At 48.4% G+C, this 14,356-nt stretch carries 14 protein-coding genes; 2 read left to right on the forward strand and 12 right to left on the reverse strand.

All coding sequences use genetic code 11. The annotated features are described in order from the left end of the window. Positions 1–904 precede the first annotated feature (904 nt). The 4 genes from larE to Psch_RS04595 all read right to left on the reverse strand — a co-directional run bounded on the left by larE (position 905) and on the right by Psch_RS04595 (position 4,313). The gene (larE, locus tag Psch_RS04580) at positions 905–1,756 is read right to left on the reverse strand and encodes an ATP-dependent sacrificial sulfur transferase LarE (protein ID WP_134219222.1); all 852 of its coding nucleotides are present in this window, start codon (positions 1,754–1,756) and stop codon (positions 905–907) included. Between the two features lie 345 nt (positions 1,757–2,101). Beyond that, a complete protein-coding gene (locus Psch_RS04585) occupies positions 2,102–3,202 on the reverse strand; it encodes an RNA-guided endonuclease InsQ/TnpB family protein (protein WP_134219223.1) in 1,101 nt (366 codons plus the stop codon). After that, positions 3,192–3,758 carry an IS607 family transposase gene (locus Psch_RS04590; protein ID WP_134219224.1) on the reverse strand — a complete coding sequence of 189 codons (567 nt, stop codon included), beginning with the start codon at positions 3,756–3,758 and terminating at the stop codon, positions 3,192–3,194. The genes Psch_RS04585 and Psch_RS04590 overlap by 11 nt, the downstream gene beginning before the upstream one ends. A gap of 99 nt (positions 3,759–3,857) precedes the next feature. Further along, positions 3,858–4,313 carry an RrF2 family transcriptional regulator gene (locus Psch_RS04595; protein ID WP_190239284.1) on the reverse strand — a complete coding sequence of 152 codons (456 nt, stop codon included), beginning with the start codon at positions 4,311–4,313 and terminating at the stop codon, positions 3,858–3,860. 430 nt (positions 4,314–4,743) lie between these two features. On the opposite strand from Psch_RS04595, the gene ilvD reads away from it, so the two are divergent. After that, positions 4,744–6,417: a dihydroxy-acid dehydratase gene (ilvD, locus tag Psch_RS04600; protein WP_190240224.1), complete on the forward strand. Its 1,674-nt coding sequence runs from the start codon at positions 4,744–4,746 to the stop codon at positions 6,415–6,417. A gap of 171 nt (positions 6,418–6,588) precedes the next feature. Here ilvD and Psch_RS04605 read toward each other — a convergent pair whose 3' ends face one another. From Psch_RS04605 to Psch_RS04635, 7 genes are all read right to left on the reverse strand, one after another. Further along, complete coding sequence (locus tag Psch_RS04605) at positions 6,589–7,434, reverse strand: NAD(P)H-dependent oxidoreductase (protein WP_190239285.1); 846 nt, start codon at positions 7,432–7,434, stop codon at positions 6,589–6,591. Positions 7,435–7,628: 194 nt separating this feature from the next. Continuing rightward, a complete protein-coding gene (aguB, locus tag Psch_RS04610; RefSeq protein ID WP_190239286.1) occupies positions 7,629–8,501 on the reverse strand; it encodes an N-carbamoylputrescine amidase in 873 nt (290 codons plus the stop codon). Further along, positions 8,494–9,546 carry an agmatine deiminase gene (gene aguA / locus Psch_RS04615; RefSeq protein ID WP_190240225.1) on the reverse strand — a complete coding sequence of 351 codons (1,053 nt, stop codon included), beginning with the start codon at positions 9,544–9,546 and terminating at the stop codon, positions 8,494–8,496. The genes aguB and aguA overlap by 8 nt, the downstream gene beginning before the upstream one ends. 272 nt (positions 9,547–9,818) lie before the next feature. Next, entirely contained in the window at positions 9,819–10,640 is an 822-nt protein-coding gene (locus Psch_RS04620; protein ID WP_190239287.1) for an arsenite methyltransferase, read from the reverse strand. A 51-nt stretch (positions 10,641–10,691) separates the two neighbouring features. Continuing rightward, positions 10,692–11,006, reverse strand: coding sequence for an ArsR/SmtB family transcription factor (locus Psch_RS04625; protein ID WP_190239288.1), 315 nt, complete (start codon positions 11,004–11,006; stop codon positions 10,692–10,694). Positions 11,007–11,155: 149 nt separating this feature from the next. Continuing rightward, entirely contained in the window at positions 11,156–12,163 is a 1,008-nt protein-coding gene (locus tag Psch_RS04630; protein WP_190239289.1) for a fibronectin type III domain-containing protein, read from the reverse strand. 138 nt (positions 12,164–12,301) lie between these two features. Next, entirely contained in the window at positions 12,302–12,622 is a 321-nt protein-coding gene (locus Psch_RS04635) for a hypothetical protein (protein WP_190239290.1), read from the reverse strand. 350 nt (positions 12,623–12,972) lie between these two features. Here Psch_RS04635 and Psch_RS04640 point away from each other — a divergent pair, with 350 nt between their 5' ends. Beyond that, entirely contained in the window at positions 12,973–13,221 is a 249-nt protein-coding gene (locus tag Psch_RS04640) for a hypothetical protein (RefSeq protein ID WP_190239291.1), read from the forward strand. Between the two features lie 115 nt (positions 13,222–13,336). Here Psch_RS04640 and Psch_RS04645 read toward each other — a convergent pair whose 3' ends face one another. Then, positions 13,337–14,122, reverse strand: a complete 786-nt coding sequence (locus Psch_RS04645; protein ID WP_190239292.1) for a CsxC family protein — start codon at positions 14,120–14,122, stop codon at positions 13,337–13,339. Positions 14,123–14,356 lie beyond the last annotated feature (234 nt).

A 14,356-nucleotide genomic window follows, 5' to 3' on the forward strand; every position in this document is an offset into this window, starting at 1 on the left:
TTCTCGCCTCAGTGAACGCCAGGTAAAACGCCTTAAAAAGGGCTCAAAGAAAACGGCGAGTCGTTCGTAATCCATAAAAACAGGGGCCGGAAACCTCCATATGCTTTGACTGATAAAATTCGAAACTTAGTGGTTAATCATAAGAAATCGGAGAAATATTCCAAGCCAATTTTTCGCATTTTCAGGAGTTACTTGGAGCATGAGTCTATCAGCCTTAGCAAGCCTTCGGTGTATAGAATACTTGTTTCCAATAGGTTTACAAGCCCCAAGAAGCATAGCAAAGTAAAACGTCACAAGCACAGGAAAAGAAAATCCCAAACAGGTATGCTGGTGATTATTGATGCCAGTCCCCACACCTGATTTTTTAACAATGAGCAATGTTCACTGCATGGCGCCGTTGATGCTGCCACAGGGGAAATTTTAGCCCTATTCTTTACGCCTAACGAATGCCTTGCAGGGTATTTCCGGCTTATGGAAAATATAATTTTGAAAAGTATTCCTGTCATACTTTACAAATTTTTTTAAATCACCGTGTCTATACCATGATAAACGCCTCCTCATCCCGCGCAAAATCTCCGGCAATTGTAAAAGATACTTATTGGAACACGATTCCGGCTTACCGCTTTAACACTTTTTTCTTTTGGATGGACTCACTTACCAATGCTGAATCAAAAGCCCTTTCCCCTTACATCAAAAGGCTGCATCCCATAATGAATGGGACACAGCCTCTAGTCAACCAGCCAGCAGTCTTTCCCCGGTTTTATACAAAGAGTTTGTCAAATGGCAGGCAGACGCATACGGTTACATTCTTTCAAACGGCATTAAAATATCAGCCATAGCAACTGTTCATGTTCATCACTGGTCTGGAACAGGGGAGTTGGTCGTCCACCCCCCGGTTTTTGTCTTATTTCTCAGATGATACTGACACGGTAAACAATGGCTCCGGGCTGTGAACGTTAAGAGTCTCGTTCATACTCCCTGTCCGGTAACCTAAAAGGTCAAGCGCTACATAAGTATAGCCCAATACCCTCAGTTTGCTTTCTATCTCAACTGCATGTTCCACCACAAACTTTAAATACGCGCTCGGCGCCTCAATGCGGGCCAGGTTTCCGTGGTGTCTCACCCGTACCTGCGGGATGCCCAGCTTGCGCAAGAAATTTTCAGCCGCCCCGACTTGCCGTAAACCCTGTGTGGTAATTGGGGTTCCATACGGAAAGCGTGAGGCAAGGCAGGGGTTGGCAGGCTTGTCAGCGGTGGGAAGACCTAATTTTCTTGAGAGCGCCCGGATTTCTTCCTTCCTGAGGCCGGCGTCTTTTAACGGGCTGGAGACTCCCAGCTCAATTCCGGCGCGGATTCCCGGCCGGTAGTCGTTTAAATCGTCGGCGTTGACCCCGTCAATAACCACCTTGACGTCCCGGGCACCAGCCACCGCAAGGATTTCCCCGTATTCTTTTTTCTTACAATGGTAGCACCGGTCGGGCGGGTTACTGGTAAACACAGGGTTATCCAGCTCGCTGCCGGCAATAATAAGGTGCTCCGCGCCAATGAAGCGGGCCAGTTCGACAGCTTCTTCAATTTCACCGGGCGAATATAGTTCCCCGGTGCTGGTAACAGCTATCGCTTTTTCTTTAAGAGTATCGACTGCAACCTTTAGGAGCAGTGTGCTGTCAACACCTCCCGAAAAAGCGACCATTACACTCCCGTAGCCCTGAAGGATTTCTTTTAGGTGTCCGTACTTCTGTTCCAGGCAATCCATTATACTCCAAAGCACCCCACTAAACATCAACTTTTTTTAGAAATTCATGAGCTGAAGCAACGCCAGTAGATTAGCACCCACATTTTTTGGGTTATCGCTTTAGGTATCCAACGGAAAATATTACATCGCTAGTTTTACTTCAGATCGCACACCGGCTGTTCATAGTCAACCAGTTCGAGAATCGATGCAACTCCTTTAACTGTTCAGAGTCCGTTCCTTTCTTCATAGAAGAATATTTCTGCTATGAAATTCCTGCATCATCGATCCGTGACTAGATGGTTTCCCATCCCCGACAGAGGGATCTCTACAGGCGTTAATTCCCGGAGAACTTCCGGTACTCAAATTTTAAGCAACGCTTATTGCATATTTCTTCAGGTTGACAGCTGCATTAACGTCACGGTCATGATGAACTCCGCAGCAAGGACAGTCCCATTCACGAATAGACAGGGGCATGCTATCCATTACATAACCGCAAGATGAGCATGTCTTGCTGCTGGGATAAAATCGGGGAGCGACTATCAGTGTTGACCCGTACCACACAGTCTTATATGCTAATTGCCGCCGGAATTCTCCCCAGCCCACGTCCGTGATATGCCTGGACAACCGGTCATTTTGCAACATCCCGCGGACATTCAAATCTTCGATCACGATCCCCGACTTGGTTTTCGCCAGAGCTGTCGTGAGCTTGTGCATGAAGTCCTGCCGGCTGTTGCGGATGCGCCGGTGCAGCCGGGCTAATCCAAGAGCGCTTTTCTTCCGGTTGTTGGAGCCTTTTTGCATCCTGCTGTGTTTCCTGGATAATCTCTTGAGTCTTTTCAGATACTTGCCCAGAGGTTTAGGGGCTTCGATCTTTGTCCCGTCAGAAATGATCACAAAATGATTAAGTCCAACATCCATACCGATAACTTCGCCGGTGACTTGTTCTGGTTCTGGAATCTCCACCTCGCAGGTTAAACTGACAAACCAGCGATCCGCTTCCCGGCTGACAGTGGCCGAAAGAATCCGGCCGGCTATCCCTGTTTCTTCTTTGAGGCGGAGCACCCCCAGACGGGGAAGCTGGACGGCCTTGTCTTCAACTCTGATCGCTCCCGTCAATCGAAAAGAGTCATGCACGCCCTTCTTTTTGAACTTGGGAAAGCCAACACGCTCTCCAGCTTTCAGGCCGGCGAAGAAGTTCTTGAAAGCCCGGTCCAGATCCCGAAGGGCTTCTTGGGGAGCGCACTTGGATACCTCGTACATCCAGGGAAAATTCGTTTTCTTGAGTTTATTCAATTCCCGGTGTTGCGTTATGGCATTGGTAGACTTCTTTTCCGTTTGATATAACGCTATCCGGCGGGCTAAACCCCAGTTGTAGGCGAAGCGGGCGCATCCGGCATGTTTGGCCAGGAGGATTCGCTCTCGCACATTTGGCTTTACCTCATACCTATAGGCACGGTTAATGATCATGCTCTATAGCCTCCATTGCTTTTTTGGCCTTGTTTTTAGCTGCTCTGCGGCCATACAGCCTGGCACAGAAAGATGTCAGGACTTCAATCATATCCTGAACTAAGTCATCTTTCATTTCAGACTGATCCATCACGATCACACGTCTACCCTGGGCGGAAAGACAGCTTTCCACGTATTCAAAGCCAAATCGCATGAGACGCTCACGATGTTCCACCACGATCACTCGGACCTTTGGATCTGACAGCAATTTCATTAATTTCGGGCGGCGCCCATTCAGGCCGGAACCGATCTCTGTTACGGCTTTACCGATTTCCCAACCTTGTCCGTTGGCATAGGTTAGCAGGCGGGAAATTTGACCGTCCAGATCGCTTTTCTGGTCTGCGCTGGATACTCTCGCATACAAAGCGACTGTTCCTGATGATTCTCCGCTTTCTTTGATCAGGATTGTTCCTGTTGGGGTTTGTTCCGCGGGAACAGGTAATTTTCCTGACTTGAACCATTTCCAGGCAGTCCTGTAGGTAATTCCGTTTTTCTTTGCCCATTCACTTAGCTTCATGGAAGCATTGTACCATGCAAGGCAATATATTTCTATATGTTAATTAACAGCTTGGTACCCTATTGATATTTGGAACTACTAATTGCACTGGGGTGATTTTCAAATACAGTACATGTCAGCTTCGTTAGATCGCCGTATTTTTTCAGCCTCCCGGCAAAGGTCCTCAAGAGTTGTGCCATCCAGGACCTCAGCCACCGACTCCCTTACTCTCTCCCAGAGCACTCTGGTTACACAGAAATCAGCCCGCGAGCATTGTTCCGGGTTTTCCTCACTAACACAACCTGTTGGGCTAAGCGGCCCTTCCAGGCATCTGATAATCTCTCCCGCTGTAATCCTGTCTGGCTCCCTGGCCAGAATATAGCCGCCCAGAGCTCCTCTGACACTTCGCACCAGCCCCCCTTTGCGCAAAAAACTCATCATCTGTTCCAGGTATCCTTCTGATATACCCTGCCTTTCAGCCACCTGAACCAGCGGTATGGGTTCATTGGGATTATAGTGCAGGGCCAGTTCCAACATTGCCCGCAACCCGTATCTTGCTCTTGTAGAAAACCTCAAATCCCGCAACTCCCCTCTTATCGTTGGTCTACAGTCAAGGCAATTTTATACAGCGCCAGCGCTAATAGCCTATTTAACACAATACCTTTAATTCCTATTGATTTAATGTTGTTTGTTTATATATTATTGCATTAATAGGGGTTTGTCAAAATATTTATTTGACATTAAACGATTTCCGTATCAAACCAGCGATGGAAAAAATGTTATTTTTTAGCTATGATGTATGCCTGTATCCTTAAACCTTGCTGGTTTCCTACAGAATGTAGTACCATAGAAAGGTATGCTAAAGGATGCGAGGTAAAATAAATAGTTGTACTGCTCTGTTAAATAAGCGGATTCTACGTTAGAATAGAGTATTGAGAAAAAACTTGCTGAATACAATTAAGATGTTTTTCGGGAGGGATATATTTTGGAAACAAAACCTGGAGTTTTGAACAGCAGTCAAGTAACGGAAGGGGTGGCCAGGGCGCCGCACAGATCCCTTTTTTACGCGATGGGGTATACCCCGGAGGACCTCAAGAAGCCGATTATCGGCATCGTCAACGGCTTCAACGAGATTGTCCCCGGCCATGTCCACCTCAGGGATTTGGCTCAGGCCGCTAAAATGGGAGTTGCGGCCGCCGGAGGGACACCGGTGGAATTTCCGGTCATCGGCATCTGCGACGGGATCTCCATGAACCACGACGGCATGAAGTACCCGCTGGCCAGCCGCGAACTGATAGCCGATTCTATCGAAACCATGGTCATGGCCCACAAGTTTGACGGACTGGTCCTCATCGGCAACTGTGACAAGACTGTCCCCGGCATGCTTATGGCGGCCTGCCGGCTCAATATCCCGGCTGTTTACGTGAGCGGCGGCCCTATGCTGACAGGTAGGCACGACGGTGAAAAAGCCGATCTAGTACGGGGCCTGTTCGAGGCCGTGGGCCAGTACGCGGCAGGGACCATCGGCGCAGAGGAACTTGAAGCTATGGAATTAAGCGCCTGCCCCAGCTGCGGCAGCTGTGCCGGTCTCTTTACCGCCAACAGCATGAACTGCCTGGCCGAAGCGCTCGGGATCGGCCTGCCGGGCAACGGCGCCATTCCGGCCCCTTACGGACAGCGCAAGGCACTGGCCAAACTGGCCGGACAGCGGGTTGTGGCCCTGTCTCAAAACGGAGTACGGCCGCGGGACATCATGACTCTCAATGCTTTTCGCAACGCTATTACCTTGGACATGGCCATAGGAGGCTCCAGCAACACCGTCCTGCACCTATTGGCTATCGCCCACGAGGCGGACGTGCCGCTGCAACTGGAGACCTTTGATGAAATCAGTAAAAGTGTGCCGAACATCTGCAAGCTGAGCCCGAGCGGGTCGCACCGGCTCTTTGACCTTTACGAGGCGGGGGGGATATCCGCCGTGCTGAAGCAGCTGGCCGACCAGGGGCTGTTGGAACTGGGAGAGAAAACTGTTACGGGCAAAACTCTTGGCGAAAATATAAGCCGGGCTTTTGTCCGCAATGCCGAGGTAATCCGGCCCCTTAACGCCCCCTATGCCCATGAGGGAGGCATTGCCGTCCTGCGCGGCAACCTGGCCCCGGACGGAGCGGTGGTCAAACAATCGGCGGTGGCCAAGGAAATGCTGTCGCACTCCGGTCCGGCCAGGGTATTTGACGGCGAGGAAGAGGCGTTCGACGCTATTATGGACGGCAAAATCAATAAGGGTGACGTGCTGATCATCCGTTACGAGGGTCCCAAGGGCGGCCCCGGCATGCGGGAAATGCTGAGCCCCACTGCGGCGATTTCAGGGATGGGCCTTGACAAGGACGTCGCGCTGATCACCGACGGCCGTTTTTCAGGAGGGACACGGGGCGCCAGCATCGGCCACGTGTCACCGGAGGCGTCCGAAGGCGGCCCCATTGCTCTGGTACATGAAGGTGACATTATCGAAATAGACATACCCGGGCGGCGACTGAACGTCCGGATTTCCGACGCCGAGCTGGCTAAAAGGCACGAGCTTTGGCAGCAGCCTGCTCCCAAAGTCACCGGGAAAAGCTACCTGGCGCGTTACGCCGCACAGGTTACCTCGGCCAGCAGCGGAGCCGTCTTTAAGGTAATTAAATAGCGCCACTAACAACTTGTAAAATGCGAGTCATGGCAGCAGGCAACGGCAGTCTAAAAAATGCGCCCTACGCCCTGCGGCTTACGGCAACCTGGAATGAAACCATAAATTAGAAAAGAGGCAAGCTCAAATTCATCAAGCTTGCCTCTTTGATATCACAGCCGGCTATATGGATCATTTTTGTTCCGGGGTTAGCCAATTGCCTATTTTTCGGTAGGGATTCTGCAGTTCTTTGTAAAGACTCCTCTTGGCAAGAAACTCCTGTTTCTTATCGTTTAGAAAATCAAGGTGCTGCTGTATGCCTGCTTTACTCCAACGATAATCCTCTTCAGGGAAAAATTTAAGTTTAACCTCGTCACCCTCCATACCTATTTCACCTTTTGTCCCGCAGAAGGGGCAAATCACGTTTTTTCCATCATATCTTAGTATATCGCTCCAACAGACCGGGCACTCGTTTGCCCTGGGGGTGCGTTGATATCCCGGAGCAAAAAGAGCCTTGCCCATCTGCTGCGCCCTTTTCAGGTTAGCCGGATCCTCTAAAACTGAAGCAGGATTTGCTCCCAAAAAGCTCTCACTATCAACAAGTCGCCAGTTGAAAAGTTTTGCCGTAAGGTTTAAAGCCGCCTCAGTGTAACCACTCCAACCAGACACTCCGTAAGTAGTAATCGTTATACAGGCTTTACCGCCGTATTGCTCATGTTTATTTTCCACCGATAAAAACCTGTCCTGGAAAGCTTTAATCCTGCTATTTGGTCCCAGAGAATAAGCCGGCGCGGCCAGGACTATGGCATCAGCCAGCCAGATTTTTTCCAGCAGGAAACTGAGATCATCTTCAATACGGCAAGGTTTATCCTTGGGCAAACAAGCGTAACAAGCTTTACACGGTCTTATGTCCAGGTCTGTCAATCTGATCAATTCCAGCTGATTGTCTGCTCCGGTTGCCTCCATTGCCGCCTTCGCCAGTATCTCCGAATTCCCTAAATTCCTTGGTGAAGCTACAATCCCCAAGACTCGTTTCATAACAGCTTTCCCCTCCTTATGCATTCAGTATAATGCTATATTCTTTGTTGCTTTTTCTTCACATTTCCGTATTTTCCTCCTTGCCGTTTATTATAGCTCCGCTCATTTCTTCCCCTATGGGTGAAATGAGAGGGCAGTAGCTATCAAAAAAAGCAAAGAGGCAAGCTCAATTTAATGAGTTTGCCTCCAGGTGACTATCTATTGGCGCCGTCGATGGTAAGCAACGGCCCGTACAGATCCGGCCGGCGATCCCTGAAAACACCCCAGACGGCCCGCTGCATTTCAACTTGCTCGAGGTCAAATTCCACTACTAGAACAGTTTCAGAACTGTGGTCCGCTTCTTTTACTACCTCCCCCTGCTGATTGGCAATAAAGGAGGAGCCGTAAAAGTTAATTTTAGAGCCGCAGATAACCTCCACACCCACCCGGTTGGAAGCGATCACCGGTACCAGGTTGGCTGCGGCATGTCCCCGCATGCAAATCTGCCAATGTTCTTTGGAATCAATATGGTCGTCCTGTGGCTCCGAGCCGATCGCAGTGGGGTACAAAAGCATCTCGGCTCCCTGCAGGACCATGCAGCGGGCAGCCTCGGGAAACCACTGGTCCCAGCAGACACCCACTCCAATTTTTGCATAGCGGGTATTCCATACCTTAAACCCCGTGTCACCAGGATTGAAATAAAATTTCTCTTCGTACCCCGGACCGTCCGGGATATGGCTTTTTCGGTATACCCCCAGCACCTCTCCATCAGCATCAAGCACCGCCACAGAATTGAACATGGCATTGTTCTTTTTTTCGAAGAAGCTGACCGGTAGCACCACTTCCAGTTCCTTGGCCACCTCCTGAAAATGCCGGATCGTCTCCTGATTCTCTACTTCCCTGGCCAGTTTGAAATATGCCGGATCCTCCACCTGGCAGAAATAAGGGGCTTCGAAAAGTTCCTGGAGAAGGATGACCTGCGCCCCCTGTGAGGCGGCATCCCTGACCAGCCTTTCCGCCTTGGCGATATTCTCCTTGCCGTCACTCGTACAACTCATCTGCGTGGCAGCAACAACAACCTTACGCATATGAATACCTCCGGGTTTCTTCCAGCATTCTCGCGGGCATCTGCTGGGTAATGCAGTGCACGTTGCCGCCGCCCTTGATAATGGGCATCCCGTATATGGGCGCCACTTTCCTGTCCGGAAAGATATCCCTCAACAATGCGGCGGCAAATTCATCGGTTGCGCAACAACATTCCCCGAAACAGGGCAAAATGATACCGCCATTTACAAAGTAGAAGTTGACATAGCTCAAAGGCAAACGGGTACCGTCCATATATACTGGATTAGGTTGCTGAAATTCCATTATTTCCAGCTTCCTGCCCCTGGCGTCGGTTGATTCTTGCAGGATCGCAATATTCTCCTCCATAATATCGTAATTGGGATCTGCCGGGTCCGGGCAATTCTGAACCAATACCAGGCCCGGCTTGACAAAGCAGGCCACGTTATCCACGTGCCCGTCTGTTTCATCCCCCTCAAGCCCCTGTTTCAACCAGATAATTTTTTTGATTCCGAGATACTGCTTCAGGACATTTTCAATTTCTTTCCTGCCCAGACGGGGGTTTCGGTTTTTGTTAAGAAGGCACTGCTCGGTTGTTATTAAGGTGCCTTCTCCGTCAACATGGATGGAGCCGCCTTCCAGTACGATGGGCGCGTCAAAACAAGGCAGCTTAAGATGGCTCAAAAGCCTTGGGGCAACCAGGTTGTCCCCTTCCCAAGGGCTGAACTTTTCGCCCCAGGCGTTAAACTTCCAGTTAACTCCTGCCACTTGGCCCTTCTGGTTCACAACAAAAGTCGGCCCGTTGTCACGTAGCCAGGCATCATCATGCTCCATAGGCAGGATGTCCACAGCAGGCCCGCATAAAAGGGCGGCTTCCTCAACCAGCTCAGGCCTGGCAATCATTGTTACGGGCTCAAAACCTGCTATTGCCCTGGCCACTTCGGCGTACGCCCTGCAGGCGTCTTGATAGCCGTCAGGCCATTGTTCCTCGCTGGCGGGCCAACCCATAAAGGTGCGAGCATGTGCGCCCCACTCGGGTGGCATTCTATAATTCAGCTCCTGCGGCGTCATAGCAAAACACCTCTCCTTAGCAGCAGCTTTCAGCTTCATGGCCAGGGGCGCCTGAGCCTGAAAGCAGTACATTTTTATTTTGGAGGGTTAATAAAATAGTTATGTTCTATCTTAAGCAGTTCTAATCCTGTCAATAAATAAAAGATTATGCCGTGTAATCGCAGCTATTTCTAAGTATCCGGCACGGTTCAGTTTTAACTGCATAATAAAAGGACAGGTTTTGCCTGTCCTTTTTGCTAAAGAAACCAGTTATGATTTCTCAAACACAAAAATCAGCAGACCGGTTTACTCGCCCTGATAAAGGCGCTGACGACCGAACCGTTTGCTTCAACGCGCTTGTCTTCCGACACACTTGGAAAGAGCTGACCTACGATCATATCGGTCAAATCGTAAACTCTGGTTACTTCCACTTCAACCCCTGTGAAACCCGCGGCAGCCAGCTTGGCCCGGTATTCCTCATCCAGCAGCGCGCCACCCAGGCAGCCCGCCCAAGCCAGCAGGTCCTCCCGCACCTTGTCGGGCAGTGGTCTGGTTAACACTATATCCGACACAGCAAAGCGGCCGCCCGGCTTTAAAACCCGGAAAGCTTCACGCAGGACCAGGTCTTTGTCGGCCGAGAGGTTGATGACACAGTTGGAAATAATGACGTCAATACTGTTGTCCGGCAGAGGGATGTCTTCAAGGTGCCCTTTTAGAAATTCCACGTTCTCCAGCCCCGCTTTGGCCTGGTTATTTCGTGCTTCAGCCAGCATTTCATCGGTCATGTCCAGTCCGTAGGCCTTGCCCGACGGCCCAACCCGGCGTGCCGACAGCAGGACGTCCAGTCCTGCCCCGCTGCCCAGGTCAAGCACAACCTCACCCTCATGCAGCTGGGCCAGAGCCGTTGGATTACCACAACCAAATGTTGCCGCCACCGCCTCTGCCGGCAGCCCCTCGACCTCCTCCGGCCGGTACAGCCCCCCGGTGATCATATCAGTCGCATTACCAGGCGTGCCGCAGCAGCACGAGCTTCCTCCGGGGCTACAACAACCGGTTTTTCGAGTAATGGCTTCGGCGTACTTTTGCCGTACAGTTTCCCTGATATCCTTACTCATTAAAAGATCCTCCTATATATCAAATTATTTTGATTCTCACGGCTAAAAAAATTACTCCAGCATGAGATCCTGATAAAGCTGTTGGACAAACTGCTGCAATGTCTTACTATTAATGGAGTAAAATTTCCACCTGCCTCGCGGCTCCTCTGTAACCAACCCGGCTTCGGTCAATTCTTTCATGTGGTAGGAAACCCTGGACTGGATCATGCCCAGCTCGGCCATCAGCTCACAGTTGCACAAACCCGGCCGGGACCCTTCACTGCCGGGCAGGGCACAGCAGCCAGACTCACTACGGGCCAAGATCTTCATGATGTTATAACGGATGGGGTCGCCCAACGCTCTGGCAATTATTTCCGGATTGATCATGACTATATTATATCAAATTATTTTGATGAATACAAGCAGTTCCTTTCCCGGAACTCAAAAAGCAAACAAAACCCTTGGTCTCACCTTCTAGTGGGAACAAGGGCGTAAGACTTTTATTCGAACGGTACATAGCCCTGCTATGAATACTTTTATTGTCTCTGCGGATTTTTACTTCTGTCGTACCTTTTATTGTCCAGCCAGTGCCAAAAGTTGGATCGGTACATATCGTAAGGTGTTTTTTGGGGTTTTCTATCCCGTCTCAGGTTCCTCCGGCTGCTTTCCGCCTCTGCAGCGGTCACTTGCACCGGCGCCTCCGGGAAGGCTGCTGTAAAAGTTGTTACACTCCCTTCGCCCCAACCTGCCAAGTTGTGCGCCATTGCTTTGAATTCATAGGTGGCGTCCGGAATAAGCCCGGTGATGGTGAAGCTGAATGACTCAGGGCCGAATGAACCAGTCTCGATTCCGGCATCGGTCCAGCTTTCGTTGCCCTGTTCCCTAATTCGAAACTTTCTTTGGTCGCAATGCTCCCAATTGGTATTATTTATGCGCCCATTCAAAGTAACAGCGTTCGTGCTGACATTTGTGGCTGCATCTGTCTGAACAGTTGGCGCCACTACCACTGGAAGTGAATTTTCATCAACCCGGCTTATCGATACAGTTAAACCCTTTTCTTCCCGTGTTTTTGTATATTCATCTGCAGCCTTTTCAATGCCTGATTCCACGTTCTTGCTTTCATCTGTCTCACCTTCTGTTACGGGATCATCAGCGTGACGTTCCGCCAACACACCGACTGTTTTATCATCAAGAATTTCTTCTTCCGGCGCACATTCTTCATCTGGACGTTCCTTGAAATTAACCGGATTATCAACTCCATAAGGCAGTATATATGCCTTGCCGGCCCTCACTTTAAACCCAATCAGCCCATGATAATCCGGTATCTTTGGTATACTGATAAAATACATACCTTCCCTATCGGTGAAAGTGGATCCCAGCAATCTTTCAGTCCCCCCGATATAGCAGGAGAATACGATCACTACCGCACCTTCCACAGCAGCAGTGTCGGTATCCTTCACTACACCATAGAAATTCAATAAACCATCCACTTTCTGACCCTCAAAAAACTCTCCGGGGTCCGGCCTTATCAAACTATTCTCCATACATATCCGCTCCCCCAAAATTGATTTGCTGCAACCCCACCTTTACTGGAAAATTATAAAAATCCTTCAAACTCAACCGGCGGAGCCGCCATTTCACAGGAAGCTCCGCTCAGGTCGAATCGAATCCGGACCCGGCATTTAAATGCTGGATGAATGTTCGTTGGCGCTGGCCCTGATAATTATTGCAGTGGAATCTCCAGATATTTTCGTCTTATCAATATGCAGCAAGTAATGGCCGTCTCTGCTGCTGAAAGTTTGGCAAAGCGGCTCTTCTTTGCCATCGTTTACACGGGCATATACCATTACCAGCGCTCCCGGAACAGGTTTCTTTCCTTCGCTTTCCGTTACAAAGCCCTGTAATACCAGCGCGTCTACCTTTGTCAACACAATGTTGCCCTCAAAATACTCCTGATTTTCCGATGGATTCTCAAATTCGATAGCGCCCGACACCCAAGCCATTGAAATACCTCCTTAATAAATTGGTAACTGTTAACAGAAATACATTTGTTAGTTAGCTCTGTCTTTAAAATATTCAGAAGGCATTAAAGTCGTTACGCAGGAATGGTGGGTTTGTTAAAAAACATATCTAATTTTCTTTCCTAATTATGTTTTAATAGTTCAAATAACATAAATTACATTAAATAACAAATTCTGCACCTATGAAAAATGTCTTTGTATTATAATGTCAATAATGGTCGCGTTATCATAATATGGTACAGGCGAGCAAGAAAATGGAAAAAACTATAGAAATTCCATTCCTCCTTATTTCTAGCCCGTCAAAATTCTATATTTCAAGGAGGAGAAAAATAATGCGAGATAAGAACCTACAAGCAGAAAGGATAATAGTACTCAATGGACAAAAAGATCTTGATAATATTTCCAATCTAAATCTAGATCTTCATCTTTTAGAGAGCCGAACGAACAACAAGAGTAATTTGCTGGAAACCATGCAGGTAACAAAACCGGAAACCAGATCACCAATTAAGACGCACCCAACAGCATCTGTCAAAGTAAACTCTATAATAGCAAAAGCGAAAGTAAAGCATGTAAGAAGATAGTATTAAAACAGAGTCCTTGATGCTACCTGCCGGCAGTATCAAGGACTCTTGAGGTTTGCGTTTGGCTTTTTACGACATCACTACAAATATTGAATTACGAAGGATCCTTTCTTTCTTAACAATCGGTGCAAACTGTACTGGGGGGTATGCAAACCTGCTGGTTTTGCAGTACTTTGAATACTAGTCTGATAACGCTTTTCTCGTCAAATTCAGTAAAGGTTCTTTCTTCAAAAGGACCACCAGTGACAGGTATCCGGTTGATGAACTCATCGAACTCAGTAATGGTGCTACTGATTAATTCACAGAATGGAAGCTCATTAAAGAATTCAGTGCTTTCCTGGTTGAACTCAGACAGGTCGCCGGCCAGCAAACTATCCTTTTCTGGAAAATCTGTAGTTGGAAGAGGGGTAGTTGCGAGATACTCAAACTCAGTGTTAAAACTGGGCATGGCATCAAGTGGTGGACTAATAAATGCTTCAATTTCTGTTACACATCTGAAGGGGGCATCAAGAACGCAATGGCGAATTACTCCGCACACGCTATTCATGCTTACACATTGTTCAGTTGTGGCATACTCGATATTCTTGCGGATAAATCCTTCCAGGAATAACTTATTGGTGTTCTGGATAAGCCTGCATTGGGTGATTTTTAAACGTTTTTTAATTCGCTTGATCTCAAGTGCAGGTGTAGGCAGGGTAATTGTGGAAAAGAGATCGATCTGTACATCCAAATTCGCAAGAACAACCGGTATTTTCCCTATTACAAAATTGGTTGTGTTTACTACAGTTGGAGTTACCGGGTCGCTTTCACACAAAGGTACGGTTTCGGATGCAACTGTCGCACACACTTGCACCGGTTTCGGACACGCCAACGCATCGATTTGGTCATTTTTGACTGCCATTTTTATTCCTCCATTTTTTTAATTTAAGATGGCAGGTAAACTATAAAGCATTGATACGTAGAACCAAGTATTACCAAAGCTTTGATTTACTTACCAGCCCTAGTTCATATTAAATAATATTCAATATGGATTTACGCTGCTACTATTTAATGTTAAAATATCCAAATTAATAAATTAGTAACTTAATTTAACACCAGCGGACAACTCTGAGTTATCTAACCGATAAATAAGATT

The organism is Pelotomaculum schinkii (genome assembly GCF_004369205.1).
GTDB classification, from domain to species: Bacteria; Bacillota; Desulfotomaculia; order Desulfotomaculales; family Pelotomaculaceae; genus Pelotomaculum_C; species Pelotomaculum_C schinkii.

What these genes read in the sequence shown, in the direction of transcription:
- Psch_RS04590 (WP_134219224.1), bottom strand. Translation starts at nt 3,758, where the DNA reads ATGAAGCTAAGTGAATGGGCAAAGAAAAACGGAATTACCTACAGGACT.
- Psch_RS04605 (WP_190239285.1), bottom strand. Translation starts at nt 7,434, where the DNA reads ATGAAACGAGTCTTGGGGATTGTAGCTTCACCAAGGAATTTAGGGAAT.
- Psch_RS04645 (WP_190239292.1), bottom strand. Translation starts at nt 14,122, where the DNA reads ATGGCAGTCAAAAATGACCAAATCGATGCGTTGGCGTGTCCGAAACCG.
- aguA (WP_190240225.1), bottom strand. Translation starts at nt 9,546, where the DNA reads ATGACGCCGCAGGAGCTGAATTATAGAATGCCACCCGAGTGGGGCGCA.
- Psch_RS04585 (WP_134219223.1), bottom strand. Translation starts at nt 3,202, where the DNA reads ATGATCATTAACCGTGCCTATAGGTATGAGGTAAAGCCAAATGTGCGA.
- Psch_RS04640 (WP_190239291.1), top strand. Translation starts at nt 12,973, where the DNA reads ATGCGAGATAAGAACCTACAAGCAGAAAGGATAATAGTACTCAATGGA.
- larE (WP_134219222.1), bottom strand. Translation starts at nt 1,756, where the DNA reads ATGGATTGCCTGGAACAGAAGTACGGACACCTAAAAGAAATCCTTCAG.
- Psch_RS04635 (WP_190239290.1), bottom strand. Translation starts at nt 12,622, where the DNA reads ATGGCTTGGGTGTCGGGCGCTATCGAATTTGAGAATCCATCGGAAAAT.
- Psch_RS04620 (WP_190239287.1), bottom strand. Translation starts at nt 10,640, where the DNA reads ATGAGTAAGGATATCAGGGAAACTGTACGGCAAAAGTACGCCGAAGCC.
- aguB (WP_190239286.1), bottom strand. Translation starts at nt 8,501, where the DNA reads ATGCGTAAGGTTGTTGTTGCTGCCACGCAGATGAGTTGTACGAGTGAC.
- Psch_RS04625 (WP_190239288.1), bottom strand. Translation starts at nt 11,006, where the DNA reads ATGATCAATCCGGAAATAATTGCCAGAGCGTTGGGCGACCCCATCCGT.
- Psch_RS04630 (WP_190239289.1), bottom strand. Translation starts at nt 12,163, where the DNA reads ATGGAGAATAGTTTGATAAGGCCGGACCCCGGAGAGTTTTTTGAGGGT.